14 protein-coding genes and 1 tRNA gene are annotated in these 16216 nt (G+C 41.8%); 10 read left to right on the top strand and 5 right to left on the bottom strand.

Features of this window, described 5'->3' with window-relative positions:
• Positions 1 to 185: 185 nt before the first annotated feature.
• Positions 186 to 728, top strand: a complete 543-nt coding sequence (gene smrB / locus P3L37_RS07265) for an endonuclease SmrB (protein ID WP_004912393.1) — start codon at positions 186 to 188, stop codon at positions 726 to 728.
• Between the two features lie 19 nt (positions 729 to 747).
• Here the strand turns inward: smrB and sixA are convergent, their stop codons facing one another.
• The 3 genes from sixA to fadI all read right to left on the bottom strand — a co-directional run bounded on the left by sixA (position 748) and on the right by fadI (position 5116).
• The gene (gene sixA, locus P3L37_RS07260; protein WP_109911525.1) at positions 748 to 1230 is read right to left on the bottom strand and encodes a phosphohistidine phosphatase SixA; all 483 of its coding nucleotides are present in this window, start codon (positions 1228 to 1230) and stop codon (positions 748 to 750) included.
• Between the two features lie 344 nt (positions 1231 to 1574).
• The gene (gene fadJ / locus P3L37_RS07255; RefSeq protein ID WP_109911524.1) at positions 1575 to 3797 is read right to left on the bottom strand and encodes a fatty acid oxidation complex subunit alpha FadJ; all 2223 of its coding nucleotides are present in this window, start codon (positions 3795 to 3797) and stop codon (positions 1575 to 1577) included.
• Positions 3797 to 5116 carry an acetyl-CoA C-acyltransferase FadI gene (fadI, locus tag P3L37_RS07250; RefSeq protein WP_109911523.1) on the bottom strand — a complete coding sequence of 440 codons (1320 nt, stop codon included), beginning with the start codon at positions 5114 to 5116 and terminating at the stop codon, positions 3797 to 3799. The genes fadJ and fadI overlap by 1 nt, the downstream gene beginning before the upstream one ends.
• 123 nt (positions 5117 to 5239) lie before the next feature.
• On the opposite strand from fadI, the gene P3L37_RS07245 reads away from it, so the two are divergent.
• Positions 5240 to 5392: a hypothetical protein gene (locus P3L37_RS07245; RefSeq protein ID WP_162598829.1), complete on the top strand. Its 153-nt coding sequence runs from the start codon at positions 5240 to 5242 to the stop codon at positions 5390 to 5392.
• On the opposite strand, the gene P3L37_RS07240 is transcribed toward P3L37_RS07245, so the two are convergent.
• A complete protein-coding gene (locus P3L37_RS07240) occupies positions 5389 to 5685 on the bottom strand; it encodes a YfcZ/YiiS family protein (protein WP_004912408.1) in 297 nt (98 codons plus the stop codon). The genes P3L37_RS07245 and P3L37_RS07240 overlap by 4 nt on opposite strands.
• 353 nt (positions 5686 to 6038) lie before the next feature.
• Here P3L37_RS07240 and fadL point away from each other — a divergent pair, with 353 nt between their 5' ends.
• Positions 6039 to 7358 (top strand): long-chain fatty acid transporter FadL, encoded by a 1320-nt coding sequence (fadL, locus tag P3L37_RS07235; protein WP_004912411.1) that lies wholly within the window; start codon positions 6039 to 6041, stop codon positions 7356 to 7358.
• A 566-nt stretch (positions 7359 to 7924) separates the two neighbouring features.
• Here fadL and mlaA read toward each other — a convergent pair.
• Positions 7925 to 8677: a phospholipid-binding lipoprotein MlaA gene (gene mlaA / locus P3L37_RS07230; protein WP_004912414.1), complete on the bottom strand. Its 753-nt coding sequence runs from the start codon at positions 8675 to 8677 to the stop codon at positions 7925 to 7927.
• 354 nt (positions 8678 to 9031) lie between these two features.
• On the opposite strand from mlaA, the gene P3L37_RS07225 reads away from it, so the two are divergent.
• The 7 genes from P3L37_RS07225 to P3L37_RS07195 all read left to right on the top strand — a co-directional run bounded on the left by P3L37_RS07225 (position 9032) and on the right by P3L37_RS07195 (position 16065).
• A tRNA-Arg gene (locus P3L37_RS07225) sits at positions 9032 to 9106 on the top strand.
• 651 nt (positions 9107 to 9757) lie between these two features.
• Positions 9758 to 10255 carry a type VI secretion system contractile sheath small subunit gene (gene tssB / locus P3L37_RS07220; protein ID WP_110732011.1) on the top strand — a complete coding sequence of 166 codons (498 nt, stop codon included), beginning with the start codon at positions 9758 to 9760 and terminating at the stop codon, positions 10253 to 10255.
• Between the two features lie 19 nt (positions 10256 to 10274).
• Positions 10275 to 11819, top strand: coding sequence for a type VI secretion system contractile sheath large subunit (gene tssC / locus P3L37_RS07215; protein WP_109911521.1), 1545 nt, complete (start codon positions 10275 to 10277; stop codon positions 11817 to 11819).
• A 22-nt stretch (positions 11820 to 11841) separates the two neighbouring features.
• Positions 11842 to 13179, top strand: a complete 1338-nt coding sequence (gene tssK, locus P3L37_RS07210; RefSeq protein WP_004912456.1) for a type VI secretion system baseplate subunit TssK — start codon at positions 11842 to 11844, stop codon at positions 13177 to 13179.
• On the top strand, positions 13176 to 13832 hold the full coding sequence (tssL, locus tag P3L37_RS07205; protein WP_004912460.1) for a type VI secretion system protein TssL, short form: 657 nt from the start codon (positions 13176 to 13178) through the stop codon (positions 13830 to 13832). The genes tssK and tssL overlap by 4 nt, the downstream gene beginning before the upstream one ends.
• A 2-nt stretch (positions 13833 to 13834) precedes the next feature.
• On the top strand, positions 13835 to 15571 hold the full coding sequence (locus P3L37_RS07200) for an OmpA family protein (RefSeq protein ID WP_272667348.1): 1737 nt from the start codon (positions 13835 to 13837) through the stop codon (positions 15569 to 15571).
• A gap of 2 nt (positions 15572 to 15573) precedes the next feature.
• The gene (locus P3L37_RS07195; protein WP_004912469.1) at positions 15574 to 16065 is read left to right on the top strand and encodes an Hcp family type VI secretion system effector; all 492 of its coding nucleotides are present in this window, start codon (positions 15574 to 15576) and stop codon (positions 16063 to 16065) included.
• Positions 16066 to 16216 lie beyond the last annotated feature (151 nt).

The raw sequence follows: 16216 nt of genomic DNA, 5'->3' as shown, positions 1-16216 counted from the left end.
CATTAATAAATCGTATAGATATGTATATACAATTAGACTAGCAAGTCCCCTTTTGTCAATGCTTACCTGTAAAAAGGTTATAAATATGTTACTTCGCACGAACAATCTACGATTATGACCATTCATCAAAAATGAGTTACACTACCAACCAGAAAAATTAATCACAAAAACATATTAGTAAAATTATGAAGAAAAAATTTGGTCTAGAAGATGAAGATATTCGTCTTTTCAAAGAAGCCATTAATGGAGCAAAAAAAATCCGTCAGGACCAAGTCCTGCACGCACCTGTCCGCGCCAAAGTGACACAACCATCTAATAAAAAAGTCATACAGGAACAGGTTGACGCCTCCTTTTATTTTTCAGATGAATTTCAACCTCAACTTGAAAATGAAGGCCCAACGCGTTATTTAAGGCCCGATGCTAACCCTTATGAATTAAAAAAACTTCGCCGCGGCGATTACGCTCCGGAGTTGTTTTTAGATTTACATGGCTTAACACAAATGGAAGCAAAGCAAGAAATTGGCGCGCTCATTGCGGCCTGTAAGCGTGAAAATGTCTATTGCGCCTGCATTATGCACGGCCATGGTAAACATGTTTTAAAGCAGCAAACACCACTTTGGCTTGCCCAACATCCTGATATTATTGCTTTTCACCAAGCACCTAAAGAATGGGGCGGTAATGCAGCCTTATTGCTGCTTATAGAAACTGCTGAGAGCGCTCGCCGCTAAGCGCTCATGTTGTTCTGTATTATTTAGCAAATAGCAATTGAGATGGGCTCAACATCCATTCAAACTGACTTTTTTGATGAGCCACATCAATGTCAACACATGCCACTGTTGATGTCGTGAACATTGGTGGTTCTTTATGTGGGCACAACTCCGACACTAAATAGCCAACCAGTGGCAAATGAGATACAACCAATATCGCATTTGCGCCTAGCACAGCAATATCCCGAATATGGTCAGCCACAAATGCGGCATTCCCTCCTGGCGTTAATTGCCCTAAAACTTCTGACTTTGCTGGCAAATCAAGGTGCTGGCTCACAACTTGCCGAGTTTGTTCTGCTCTTAAATAGGGGCTCACTAACACCGAATCAATTTTAATACCTTGATTCTGTAGCCATTGAGCCATCAATACTGAGTCGTCTTTTCCCTTTTGTGTCAATGGGCGCTCAGCATCGCTAGGCGCGTGTATCGCTGCATCACCGTGACGCATAATATAAACTTGCATAATCCACCATCTGAGTAACCTACCTGATTAAGGAGGTTATTCTTTTGTTGTTAAGCTAATTGTTGTAAAAGTAACCATCAGTTGGGGTGAAATGTGATTCTGCATGAAATGATCAACAAAGAAAATGATTTGAGTAAATTTTTGTGTATGTTTTTTTAGCAGTCCATGTCGCATGTTAAATTTTAGTATTTATTATCAATTAGTTAAATTTAATATAATGATTTATTCTAATCATACGAGCTTTACGTAAAAGAGCCTGATAACCAAAAATATGTTTGGTATCAGGCATTGATTGGTTTTATTAAAAAAGCAACAAACAGCTAATAGGCTAGCTTACCGCGCCATTATTGTTCATTACTTGGTTTTATTACATCAACCCCACCTTCTACCTTGGTAGAAAAAAAGGTTCGATTATTCTCTGCCATGTCACATAGCAATTCACAAGGCTGGAATTTATCACCATATTTCACGGCGAGGTTATTCAGAGTTTCCACCGTTTTTGCAATCCCTAGGCTATCCATATACCTAAACGGACCACCAAAGAAGGGCGGGAAACCGATACCAAATACCGCTCCCACATCCCCATCACGAGCATTTCTAATGATGTTTTCATCAAGGCAGCGGGCAGCTTCGTTAAGCATCATCATGACACAGCGCTGTGCAATATCCGCTTTAGTCAGTTTATTGTTGGGAACCATTTCAATTAGTGAATAAATGGTTTTATCAACTTGACGTTTACTGGCTTTTTTCCAAAACCACAACTTATTGGTGTGATGACCATATTCATAAAAACCTTTGCCGTTTTTCTTACCTTTACGGTCATCTTTAACCACTTTGTCGAGGATATCAGGCGCCTTAAAACGCTCACCAAAACGTTCAACTAAAATCGGTAAAATTTTTGTTCCTACATCAATGCCCACTTCATCCAACAAATTAAATGGCCCAACAGGGAAGCCAAATTCAACTAAAGCACGATCAATGTGTTCTATTGATTCACCTTCAACAAGGCATTGCGCTGCTTCACATAAGAATGGCGCTAAAATGCGATTTACATAGAAACCTGCATCATCCCCCACAACAATCGCTGTTTTACCTTGGCGTTTTGCTAAAGCAACCACTGTCGCAATTGTAGTTTCATCTGTTTGTTGATGAGGGATCACTTCAACTAAAGGCATTTTATCGACGGGACTAAAATAGTGTAAGCCAATCACTTTTTCGGGATGAATCGCTTTCTGTGCAATTTGGTGAATAGGTAAAGATGATGTATTAGAAGCAAAAATAACTTGCTGTTTCGACATCTTCTCAACTTCAGCAACCATTTTTTGTTTCAGTGCTAAATCTTCAAATACCGCTTCAATCACGATGTCCGCATTTTCAAGCCCTTGATAATTTAATGTGCCTGATACCTTAGCCATAACAGCTGCACGTTCTCGGGCTAATAACCGCCGCTTGATAACTCGCTGGGTCAGTAGATCCCAGCTATAGCGCAAGGCCTGTGTGACGCCTTTGTCTGAAATATCTTTTATGCGGACGGGTAATTTACCTTGAAAAGCGGTGACATAAGCAATTCCACCGCCCATCAACCCGCCACCAAGCACACCAACTTGATTAATCTTCAATGGCGTTGCTTGTGCCCCTGTGTCATTTTTTAATGCGGTAACCGCAAAAAATAAATTACGTAATGCAGCAGACTCTGGTGTCATCACGAGCTCACCGAAAGCTTTCGCTTCTTCCGCATAGCCTGCTTGCAAACCTTTATTCATACCTGTTTTTACGACATGAATAATTTTTTCTGGGGCTGGATAATGGCCTTTAGTTTTGCTGAGTGTTTTTTGTTTGGCACTCTCAAACACTTTATTACGTAGTAATTTGCTGCTTAATAAACGCTGTTGCCAATGGATAGCTGGACGCTGAACGCCCCCTTTTTTGACCATTTTCACCGCAACGTCGAGTAAAATAGGCTCTGGAACCACATCATCAACCAACCCTATTTTCAGCGCCTGTTTAGCTTTTAGCTGGCGGCCTGTCAGCATTAAATCCAATGCATGCGGAATACCAATCAACCGAGGTAAACGCTGAGTTCCCCCGGAGCCAGGTAATAGCCCCAATTGTACTTCAGGCAAGCCTAATTTCGTTTTATCATCATTGGAGCAAACCCGCGCATGACATGCCAAAGCAAGCTCTAGCCCACCCCCTAAACACGCACCATGTATCGCAGCAATAATAGGCAATGGGTAGTTATCGATTTTATCAAACAGTACATGACCTGCTTTTGACAACTCACTGGCTTGGGACTTATTTTCACAGCCTGCTATCATGCTAATGTCAGCGCCTGCAATGAAATTGTCTTTTTTTCCTGAGGTAATAACTAGCCCTTTCAAACCTGAAGTAGACTGCGCTTGTTGTAAAATCGCCAAAAATTGTTCCGCAAACTCCGCTTTTAGTGTATTTACTTTTTCATTGGGGACATCAATGAAGATAACCCCCACATTTTCGTCATAAATTTTTAAGCTAAAGGCCTGTTGTGTTTTTTCTCTTGTAACTTCTATAGCAGAATTTTGAGCCATTATTCCACCTCTAAAATCATTGCTGCACCTAAACCACCCGCAGCACAAGCTGTTGTTAACCCAAACCCACCACCGCGTCTACGTAACTCATTTAAAGTTTGTGTCACCATTCGTGCGCCTGTAGCCGCAAATGGGTGCCCATAAGCAATAGAACCGCCTAAGACATTAAATTTGTCCATATCCACTTCGCCAATGGCGTGATCCATTCCCAGTTTCTCTTGTGCGAATTTACGGCTACCAAACATATTTAAATTAGCAAGTGTTTGCGCAGCAAAGGCCTCATGCATGTCAATCAGGGATAGATCTTGCAACGATAACCCTGCACGTTTTAAAGCGAGTGGAGTGGCATAAGAAGGCCCTAATAGCATATCTTCCCATACGTCTATTGCGGAAAACGCATAACTTCGAATATAGCCAAGCGGTGTATAACCCAGTGATTTCGCTCGAGACTCTGTCATCATCAATACCGCAGCGGCGCCATCCGTCAACGGCGTGCTGTTTGCTGCAGTAACGCTACCGTGCTTGCGGTCAAATGCGGGTTTTAATTTCGCATAAGAAGACAAAACTGAGTTTGTACGCACATTGTTATCTTGGGAAAATGCTTGCTTAAAGGGAGGCATATAGGCAGTCATAACTTCATCATTTAAAGCGCCATTTTCCCAAGCTTTTGCCGCTAACATATGCGAACGATGAGCGAGTTCATCTTGCTGGGCTCGGCTGATCTGATAACTTTTCGCCATTTGCTCCGCGGTATCCCCCATGCGTAGCCCCGTAGAGTATTCCGCAACACCCGGTGCGACAGGCGCTAAATCCTTCAAGCGTAATTTCGTTAACAGTGATAATTTTTGTCCAACAGACTTTGCTTTACTTAAAGCTAACAATGTCTCTGCCAATTTTTTTGATACGCCAATAGGAAGCACAGAAGATGAATCCGCCCCGCCAGCCATACCGATAGAAATATCACCTACCATCATGCTTTGTGCAACATTAACAATTGCTTGAAAACTAGTTGCACACGCTCGAGATACACTATAAGCATCCGTCGAAACGCTCATACCTGTTCCGAGAACAATTTCCCTCGCAATATTAGGCGCTTCTGGCATTTGTACCACTTGCCCAAATACCAGTTGCTCAATGAGGTTTTTGTCTAAATCACTACGGGCTAATAACTCAGCAACTACCGCTTTACCTAAATCGACTGCTGGAATTCCTGCATATGCCGTAGATTGCTTTGCAAAAGGCAAGCGTAGACCACTGACAATGGCGATCCTTTCATTTGTTTTATCTGTATTTTCACCATGGTGGAGATGTTGATTCATGGTCGCTCCTGCTAAAGCAAAAATGAAAATTATAGTTAACTCACTCACTAACCGGATAAAGAGGTCTGACCTGTAATGATTGTTAACATAAAATTCACAATTATCAATGGGTATTAATAAAAAATGCGAGCAGGTACGCAACTTAGAGTAAAAATGCAACAAATTGCAGTAAGGGAAAACGAGGGGGATGAAGGAAGCCTTTTATCACTGAGTGTTAATCAGACCACCGTTTTAGCGATAAAAGGCAAATCAGAGCAAATTCAAACGTTTGATTAACGAAGGCCTAACTGAAAAATTAAGCTTTCTGCTTCACAGCTAAAACTAAATTCAGCCGTCAGCTCAACACCACCCTCTACAGGCTTAATAGAATGGGTTATGACACAAGGATCAGACTCAACAGATTTTGCTTTTTCTGTGAGTGTTTTCAGCATGGTTTCAGCTTCACCTTGTGTAGCGAAAACATGCTGATACGACGCAGTACAGTCTTTATTATCCAATACTGTTCCCACATCTACACAGCAGCAGGCTGCGGTTTCATCCGCGCTACAACGGTTAATCGCATCAGTCATTTTACTCTCCAAATAAACAAACTGTTAAGTCGCTATCATAACGCTGAAAAAGTGCTAAAAACTAGTGTATATCAAAATATATCGCTAATAATTAAACATAAGTTTGATCTTACCCCGTATTCGCATACTTATTGTTCTCAATTTATCCGCTCATGTTGCCATTTTGTTAAATATGTCGCATTTTTGAAAACAATATCACAATAATAGCAAAACAAGCTTGCAACATATCAGGTGGTCAGACCTATACTCTAGTAACTGGTCTGATTTGTCATAACGGCAAGGGACCCTACAATTCTGCGCTTCTTGCGATAGAAGTCGCTTTATTCAAAATAAAACATAAGAGGGTTTTGGTCATGAGCCAGAAAAACCTGTTCTCTAGATCAGCTTTAGCAATAGCAGTGGCAATTGTATCATCCAACGCAGGCGCGGCTGGTTTTTTGCTTAATGAATATTCTACATCCGCACTGGGACGCGCGTTTTCGGGAGCTGGTGCGATGGGCGACAACGCAAGTGAGGGAAGTCGAAACCCTGCAGCCATGATGTTGTTTGATCGCCCTTCTCTTTCTATTGGTGCCGTTTATATTGACCCAAGTGTTGATATTAAAGGCAAAGGCGGTTCACTTCTCGGTAGCAATACCACCGCAAATGACATTGCGCCAAGTGCTGTTGTACCCAATGCACACTTTATATTCCCAGTTAATGACAAATGGGCAGTCGGTACGTCAATGACCACCAACTTTGGTTTAGCCACTGATTTTAATAAAAATTATGCGGCAGGCCCTATCGGCGGTAAGACAGACTTAAAAACAGTTAATCTAAACTTAAGTGGTGCATACCGTGTAAATAATAATTTCAGTTTTGGCTTGGGCGTGAATGCCGTGTATGCCGATGCTGAAATTACCCGTCATGCGGGAGATCTAGGTACTTTAGCGCCTAAATTAGGTTTACCTCAATTCCCAGCTAGCACTACCATGGCCAAATTAACAGGCGATGACTGGGGTTATGGTTGGAATGCGGGTATTTTATATGAAATCAATGATGATAACCGTTTAAGCCTAAGTTACCGTTCAAAAGTTAAAGTTAAGTTTGAAGATGGCAAATATTCCAATGACATACCAAAAGCAATAACTCAATTAAATGGTACAGGTGGTGAAAAAATCAAAGGTAAGTTAGACCTTAATTTACCTGATATCTGGGAATTCTCTGGCTACCATAAAGTTGCACCTAAGTGGGCTCTACACTACAGCGTTGCCTATACTGGCTGGAGTGAATTTAAAGAATTAACCGCCTACAGAAAAAGTGACGGTGAGCAGTTATTCCATAAACCTGAACACTTTAAAGATGCATGGCGTTTAGCACTGGGTACCACTTATTTCTATGATGAAAACTGGACATTCCGTACAGGTATTGCCTACGACCAAACACCTGTACGCTCTGATTACCGTTCAATTTCTATACCTGACCAAGATCGTTACTGGTTAAGTGCTGGTACCACTTATGCATTCAATGAAAATGCTTCTGTTGATGTCGGTATCTCCTACATGCACGGTAAGAAAGTTGATATCAAGGAACGGTTAAGTGAAGATATTCCTGAAAGTGTTCTTCCTGCATATCATTTCAAATCTGAAGGTTCCGCTTGGTTATATGGTGTGAACTTCAACTATACATTCTAATTAATTGAATTTTCAGTATCAGGGAGTTCCCTCCCTGATACTATTTTCAACTTCAACTATCTCATCCCACTAATTTTCAAAACTTAACATAAATTTTCTTGACCCTAACCCACATCATATGTAAATTAAATGTTAAGCATATAATTCACTTTACCATTTCTTTATAAAATAGATACAACCTCATTTTTGAGATAATTTGCTTTATATTTCATTAGATTATCATTCATTCTCTGAATGTTCTTATTTGCAACTACAACCCAATAGCATAATTTATACTGATGACACCCACTAATATATGGCTTTTCATCAAACTGTATTAATCACGCTATATTCTATTATTGGCTACGGCCGTGAAGGCATGTAAAAGAGGCAACAATGACGAAAACTTAGGAGGTTTTATGGGAACACTGTTTACTGTAGGTTTTATTGGTGTATTAGGGGTAATCGCCCTGATTGACACTATCTCCCAACGAGGAAAAAGAGACAATGATTAGCTTTCTATTTATCACTCTCTAGTATTGTTCTAATGCAAGAGAGTGATAAACCTTCCAAAACAATTCAATTTACTAATCTATCGAATCAAGCTGGTCTTCAATCGCTGCTGCATTTGGGTTTTCTGTTGCTTTTAACGCACCACCACTTGATAAAAAGTCATTACGTTGGAAATAGGCTTCTCGCATCATTAAGTACGGATCTGAAGAGTTTTTCAGCAATCCATCTGAATCTAACAACCTTGCACGAGTTTCAATTCCTTCCAGTGCCCACTTACCTGCTGACATCCAGAATGTGAGATAGCTTAACATTGGATATAAATCATCAACTAAATCACCACCTTGTTCCCTTGGTGTTGCACTACCATATCCCGGTAGCACCACATAGGGACCATAGCCCACATCGTAATAACCCAAGGTATTACCAAAGCGTTTGGGTTCTTCTTTAACTAGCTGAGGATTGGCCATTGATGCAACATCAATCAAGCCTCCCATACCAAAGACGGTATTAAGGAAAAAGCGGTTAAAATGTTTGAAACCTTGAGTCACTTCACCACGCAAAAAACTATTTAACATACTTGCAGGTTCTTCAAGGTTAACGAAAAAATTGGTTAATCCATTTCGGGCAGGCATCGGGACATAATCATTCCAAGCAACCGCTACAGGCCTCAAGACATAAGGGTCAAGGACGTTATAGTTGAAATTAAACATTGCTCGGTTGAACCCCTCTAAAGGGTCTGAACGCTCATGTGTTTCTGGGTCAATGCTACTAGCACAACCTGCAATCAGCACCCCTGCCAGAAAAACACCCGTCATGCGAAACTTCATAACATTTCTCCATTCCCTGCACCGTCCTACTACGGTACTTTCCACTGTAATAAATATTTTGCTTATAGTAAGGCTAAAAAAAGAATTATGTTAATCCTTTTGAGTTATTTGATTATCTTAAAGACTAATTATAAGCCATTTAATCATATTCTTATTATAAGAAAATTGAACAATTAGTACAAAACAGAAATACTCCCTCACTCAATTTTAAAAATGACAACCTCCCTACTTTCGAATAAAAAACAGTCAAAAAAAAATTTATGGCAGATAAATTCGATTATTTGCCCGTAACAACTTGATTCAATTAGGTCTGAACAGTAAAATGCCCTCGCTGTCGTAATTTTGACACCAAAAGTCCCCTTAGTTAAATGGATATAACGAGCCCCTCCTAAGGGCTAGTTGCAGGTTCGATTCCTGCAGGGGACACCATGCCGAAGTCTACCTGACTCAATAAAAATCCTTTCTAATCAATTAAATCTCTTTATATCCTTCTTTTAAAGCTTTCCGCAAGCTTGATGTATTTACCTTTTCATCCTCACACCAAAATAGCTTTTTAGATTGATGACAACCCAATTTTTGCGTTTGTATTCAAATGGCCGTGGCTGTTTTGCAATATCCCTTTTTTACTGCGGTCGTAATAATGCCCGATGTCACACATTTCTTTCAAAGACCATTAAAAACGATGATTTTTCATAGGGTTCATCAATTCCTTTTCATAAAGTAATTTCCTATTTCAAAATCAGGGTCTCTACACAATAAACGAGTAAATATTCTTATGAATCACCCTGTAACAACTTGAAATAAAGTGTTACAAAAAGGTTTTGTTGACACAGAAAAATCATAACAATAAGAAAATAAAGCCATTAGATGTTGATATGATTGGTTTTTCAAATTACAAAACTAAGATAACTCAAAAAAATACATTAATTTGCACTCACACTTATTGATAAGAAAAGTTGATTTATTCATTTAGTGAAGATATAAATAAAATAACTACATAAGTTAAATATATCAAATTCAATTGTAACCATTTAACAATAACCAAGAAATATACCTGTTAAAATTCAAGGAAATTCACTCATGTCAGATAGCTTTCAAAATGAAGTCCCTAAAGCGCGGGTTAATATTAAATTAGATCTGCACACGGGGGGGGCTCAGAAAAAAGTCGAGTTACCCCTGAAGCTGTTAGCGGTTGGTGATTATAGTCATGGGCAAGATGATCGTGCGCTATCTGAACGTGAAAAAGTAAATATCAATAAAAATAACTTTGACAGCGTCCTCAATGAATTCTCACCGTCAGTCAATCTAACGGTTAAAAACACCTTAGCAGGGGATGGAAGTGAAGAAAGTATCGCATTAACGTTTAAAAACATGGCGGACTTTGAACCCGAGCAAGTGGCTCGTCAAATCCCACAACTGCGCGCAATGTTAGCCATGCGTAATCTGTTACGCGACCTAAAATCTAATCTCCTCGATAACGCCACATTTCGCCGTGAATTGGAAAATATCCTTAAGGATCCAACACTCAGTGATGAACTGCGCGAAGAGCTAGCCCAACTTGCACCGAAGAAAGATTAATTTGGATTACTAAAGGATTATGCTGATGTCTGTAAAAACTGAATCAACCCAAGGTGCAACGACTGTACTTGATGATGCGTCTAATCATGGTGTTTATGCTTCTTTATTTGAAAAAATTAATTTAACCCCTGTTGCTACAATCAGTGATATTAATGAATTCCAAGATAATGCTGCACTAGCGGATGCAACTGCGGATGAACGGGTCACGGTTGCTGTTCAAGTCTTTTTAGACCGTTTAAAATCATCCGGTCAAAAAGTGGAACGTTTAGACCGCAACTTACTTGATCATCATATTGCTGAACTTGATAAGCAAATTAGTCAACAACTTGACGAAGTGATGCACCATCAAGACTTCCAAAAAGTTGAATCTACTTGGCGTGGTTTAAAATTCCTCGTTGATCGCACTGATTTTCGTCAAAACGTCAAAATTGAGCTACTGGATATCGCCAAAGATGACCTACGCCAAGATTTCGAAGATAGCCCGGAAATTATCCAAAGTGGCCTTTACCACCATACCTACATTGCGGAATATGACACTCCAGGTGGTGAGCCTATTGCAGCGATGATTTCTAACTATGAATTTGATCGCAGCCCTCAAGATATCGCCTTATTACGTAGTATCTCTAAAGTCTCCGCATCTGCCCATATGCCATTTATTGGCTCTGTTGGACCAAAATTCTTTGGCAAAGAAACCATGGAAGAAGTGGCTGCAATCAAAGATATTGGTAACTACTTTGACCGTGCTGAATACATCAAATGGAAAGCCTTCCGTGACTCGGATGATGCCCGTTATATTGGTTTAACCATGCCGCGTGTATTGGGTCGCCTACCTTATGGTCCAGATACTGTACCTGTTCGTAGCTTCAATTACGTCGAAGAAGTAAAAGGGCCAGATCACGAGAAATATTTGTGGACGAATGCCACATTTGCCTTTGCTGCCAATATGGTAAAAAGCTTTATCAATAATGGCTGGTGTGTGCAAATTCGTGGCCCGCAGGCAGGTGGCGCAGTGAAAGATTTACCTATTCATTTATTTGATTTAGGAACAGGTAGTCAGGTCAAAATCCCATCTGAGGTGATGATCCCAGAAACCCGCGAGTTTGAGTTTGCGAACCTTGGTTTTATCCCGCTGTCTTACTACAAAAACCGTGATTACTCCTGTTTCTTTTCTGCCAACTCAGCCCAGAAACCAGCACTGTATGACACCGCTGACGCAACTGCAAACAGCCGTATCAACGCCCGCTTACCGTATATTTTCTTACTGTCTCGTATCGCCCATTACTTGAAGCTTATTCAACGCGAAAACATTGGTACCACCAAAGATAGACGCCTCCTTGAATTAGAACTCAACAACTGGGTGCGTGGTTTAGTGACTGAAATGACTGATCCGGGGGATGATTTACAAGCCTCTCATCCTTTACGCGATGCAAAAGTGGTTGTCGAAGATATTGAAGATAACCCTGGCTTCTTCCGCGTGAAACTGTATGCCGTCCCACACTTCCAAGTCGAAGGTATGGATGTTGATTTATCGTTAGTTTCACAAATGCCTAAAGCCAAAGCCTAACGGTTCATAAAGGTCATTCAGGATGAAAATCTACCGTCCCCTATGGACAGACGGGGCCTTTTTGGCCCCTCAACAATTTCAACAACAAGCCCGTTGGGACAGCCATGTCGCTGAAGTCGTTGCTCAAATGGGCATTGCCTCAACGTGGGGGGTGATTAGCGCGGAATTTGATGCCAGTGCTTTAACCTTATCTCGCGTTAGCGCACAAAAAATGGTTGTGCGTTTCCATGATGGCACACTTATTGATACCACTCTAGCTGATGCGCTTCCTCCTGTGTTATCCCTTGCTGACTACGCAGACCGCCAGTCGTTAGACATCGTTTTAGCATTACCTTTAATGCTAGCAAATGGTGGCAACTTAGCCTCTGAAGCGGGTACCGATCGCCCTCGTCGATTTAGTCAAGAGTGGGTTAAAGTTCAAGATCTGCTCGGACATGAGGAAACGGATATTGCCGTATTGCGTCATGTGGCAACGCTACGTTTTGCCCATGATGAGAATGAAGCCTATATGACCTGTCCGGTTGCACGGCTTATCCGCAACGCTCAAGGGATGTGGGAATTCGACAACCGTTTTATTCCCCCCTTGCTTGCTTGTCAGGGTAGCCTTGAATTACGTTCATTACTCTCGGAGTTTATGCATAGATTAGTAGCTAAACGCCGCCGTTTAATGGCGCTACGTCGCGAAAGTAATGAAAAAATGGCCGACTTTGTGGTTGCTGATGTCTCATTATTTTGGCTATTGAATTCACTAAACAGCGCTGAACCCGTACTCAATGAACTCGGGTCTGCATTACATCGTCATCCTGAATTACTCTACCGAGAACTTGCTCGTTTAGCAGGGAGCTTATTAACCTTCTCTTTAGAACATAAATTGGAAGATATACCACTATACAAACATGAGCAGCCTGAGCAGGTTTTTCCACCGCTTTTTTCTTTATTAAATACGCTACTTGAAGCCAGCTTACCTTCGCGTGTTATCAGTATTGAATTAGTAAAAGAAGGTCCATTCTGGAAAGGTCAACTCCATGACGGTCGATTACGTGAAGAAGCCGATTTTTACTTATCGGTTCGCTCATCATTACCGGCTCACTTATTAATCGCTCAATTTCCACTCCTTTGCAAAGCGGGTAGTAGTGATGATGTGGCTGACGTCGTTAATGTAGCACTCAATGGTATTCCATTGAAACCGCTCAGTCATGTCCCAACGGCGGTTCCTCTTCGCTTAGAAAATCAATATTTTGCGCTAGATATTGAAACACCTGCGGGTCAAGCCATGCTCTCTTCTGGGCAGTGTGCGTTCTATGTTCCAAGCACGTTAGGTGACATTCAATTAGAGCTGTTTGCGGTACTTCGCTCATGAACAATACAACATCGCACCATACTATCGACATGATCTTCGCTCAAACTTGGCTGATGGTTTGCCAATTACATCAAGGCACTGCCATCACTCAAGGGGATAGTTTTTATCGTCGTGTTTGCCAACTCATTGATGAAACACGCCAAAAATTACTCGAACATGGCTACCCTGAATCCGCCATTGAACATATGCAATATGCCCAATGTGCGCTAATTGATGAAAGCGTGATGAATCGCCAGCACCAAGATGATGGGTACAACACTTGGATCCAATCTCCTTTGCAAGCCCGCTACTTCAATACATTAGAAGCGGGAGACAAACTTTGGGATCGCCTACGCAGCATTTTAAACGAAACCGCCCCGAATCCTGACGTTTTGCTCTGTTTTCATCGTGTGCTTACCCTCGGGTTTGTCGGTAAGTTTCGTCAAAAAGAAGCGCCAGAACGTGAGCGGATCGTCGCTCAACTCAATGTTCAACTTCCGGACTATCTGGTCACTTCAGAATTACCTCTCGTCGTAAAACCTAAATTACGGTTTAGCCGTCGCAGACTTTACTGGTTTGGTTGGATAGGCGGCATTCTCATACTCGCCGCCATGTGGTGGGGGTTCAGTGCTTCGCTAGAACATTTACTACAACAGTGGATGACACAAGGATAGGTATGCAAAATCCAATCAAACCGTGTCTGACGCTTTTTGCTACGGGACTTTTCTTGTGGCTACTTTGGGGGTTTTGGTCTCTAGGGCAAAGTGTCTCCATTTTTGTTTCCGTCTTCGTCTTAGTACTGACGGGTGGAATGTTGTTTTGGCAATATAAACAACGACGCCAAGTGTTATCCACTGAACATGATTATACAGGTGCATTTCCGGCTGATAATTATCAGGGGCCTGTCATTTTAGTTTGTGGTCAATCTCAAGCGCTATTTCTGGATGTCCAATTACACAGAGAAACAAATCAAGGTTGGTATATTCGTGTATCCGCGCCCACTGAGCTCGTTAAATTGATTGCCGCATTGGTGGAATATGCCCCATCGCTATCTGGGCACTTATCCTTACTATACGTTGTATTACCCGAGCAACTGACACAACAAGAAACCCTAACACAAGCGCTACTCAATTGGCGTCGAGCTATTGGGGAAGGTCGTCAAAAAATCGGTGCTAAATTGCCATTTTGGGTAACGGTATACCTTTCTAAACCTCATCACGCTGATACCGCTATGCATGTTGATGATGAACATACCCCTTGGATGACGTTACTCAGCCACCAAACTGAATTTCAGGTGGAGCAAGAAGGTACAATGTCAGTCCCTTACTCTGTGTGGCTACCCACGCATATCGGTCAGTCAGAACAAAGCCTGCAATTTTCTCTATGGCTAGATACCTTACAAAGCTGGCTAAACCAAGTTTTAGTTCCTCAATTCATACTACCTCAAGCTGGAGCACCGAAACAAATCCCTTCAGCATGGGCTATTCAGTGGATTGATATCACTAGCCAACCAAACAATTTATGGCAGCAATTTATTCAAGAAAAAACCATGCTGCCTCTATATTCATCAATTCAAACTACTGATTTGCTAGCTTTGCCCGATGTGATGTTGCGTCGCTTACACCATGATATTAGCTTAAGCCGTACAGAAAGAACCCTCGGCGCTATCGGAATTATTTTTGGTGTTTTCTTAATAGGCACATTAATCGGAAGTTACTACCATAATCAGCAACTCATTCGTCATATTGGTGAAGATATTGCGCGTTTTTCGCAACTGTCAGATACACCACTTGCACCAAAACAGACTGCTTACCAGCAACTGCAAGATGATGCAGCTCAATTAGCGCGCTGGGAACGCGAAGGAGTCCCAACCTCTCATTCTTTAGCGTTATATCAGGGAGCGAGAATATTACCCTACTTGCACACACTATTAAGTGGTTGGGCGCCCCCACCGCCTCCTGCGCCTATCATTGTTCAAAATGCCCCCGAAATAGTCAGCCTTGACAGCTTATCGCTATTCGATGTGGGACAATCGTCGCTAAAAGCAGGTGCCACCAAGGTTTTGGTCGACGCCTTACTCAATATTAAAGCGAAACCCGGTTGGTTGATTGTCGTCTCAGGCTATACCGATAACACCGGAAACCCAGCACTCAACCAAACACTATCCCTGAAACGCGCCGAATCGGTCAGAGATTGGATGATAAAGACCAGTGATATCAGTCCAGCCTGTTTTGCCGTTCGAGGAGATGGCCAGAATAACCCTGTTGCCGATAATCAAACCGCTGAAGGCCGAGCGAAGAATCGGCGCGTTGAAATACGACTCATCCCTCAGGCAGATGCTTGCCAAGAGACAGATAATCAAACCGTGTCACCGATGGACGATGACACACATTCGACCCGAAAGGAGAAGTAACAATGGCTATTCCTGTTTATTTATGGCTAAAAGATGACGGCGGCGCAGATATCAAGGGCTCTGTTAATGTACAAGACCGTGAAGGCAGTATTGAAGTGGTCGCACAAGACCATAACCTGTACATCCCAACCGATAACAATACCGGTAAGTTAACGGGTACACGTATTCATACCCCGTTTATTTTCGTGAAAGAAATTGATGCATCAAGCCCTTATTTGTACAAAGCGGTAACGACTGGCCAAACCTTGAAAGAAGCCGAATTCAAATGGTACCGCATTGATGATGCAGGACAAGAAGTCGAATATTTCAATACCAAGCTCGAAAACGTCAAAGTGGTCAAAGTCGCGCCAAAAATGCACGACATTAAAGACCCTAATAAAGAGAAGCACAACCATCTCGAAGAGATTGAGCTGCGCTATGAAAAAATCACTTGGACATACAAAGACGGCAATATCATTCATTCCGACTCGTGGAATGAGCGTGCTACCGCTTAATTAAGACAAGCAGGCGTTTCGGCGTCTGCTTTTTTGTACGTATTCGTACGCCGATGACACACAACACACAATTTATCTTGATACCTAATGAACCTCGGTTAACGGTTAGGGGCGGTAGCGTTCCTTGCTGTCTCTAACCATTTTCCCCCCA

The sequence above is a fragment of the Providencia sp. PROV114 genome (genome assembly GCF_032704305.1).
Taxonomy (GTDB): domain Bacteria; phylum Pseudomonadota; class Gammaproteobacteria; order Enterobacterales; family Enterobacteriaceae; genus Providencia; species Providencia rettgeri.
The sequence above is the reverse complement of the archived record's forward strand: the minus strand, read 5'-3'. Positions and strand labels throughout refer to the sequence as shown.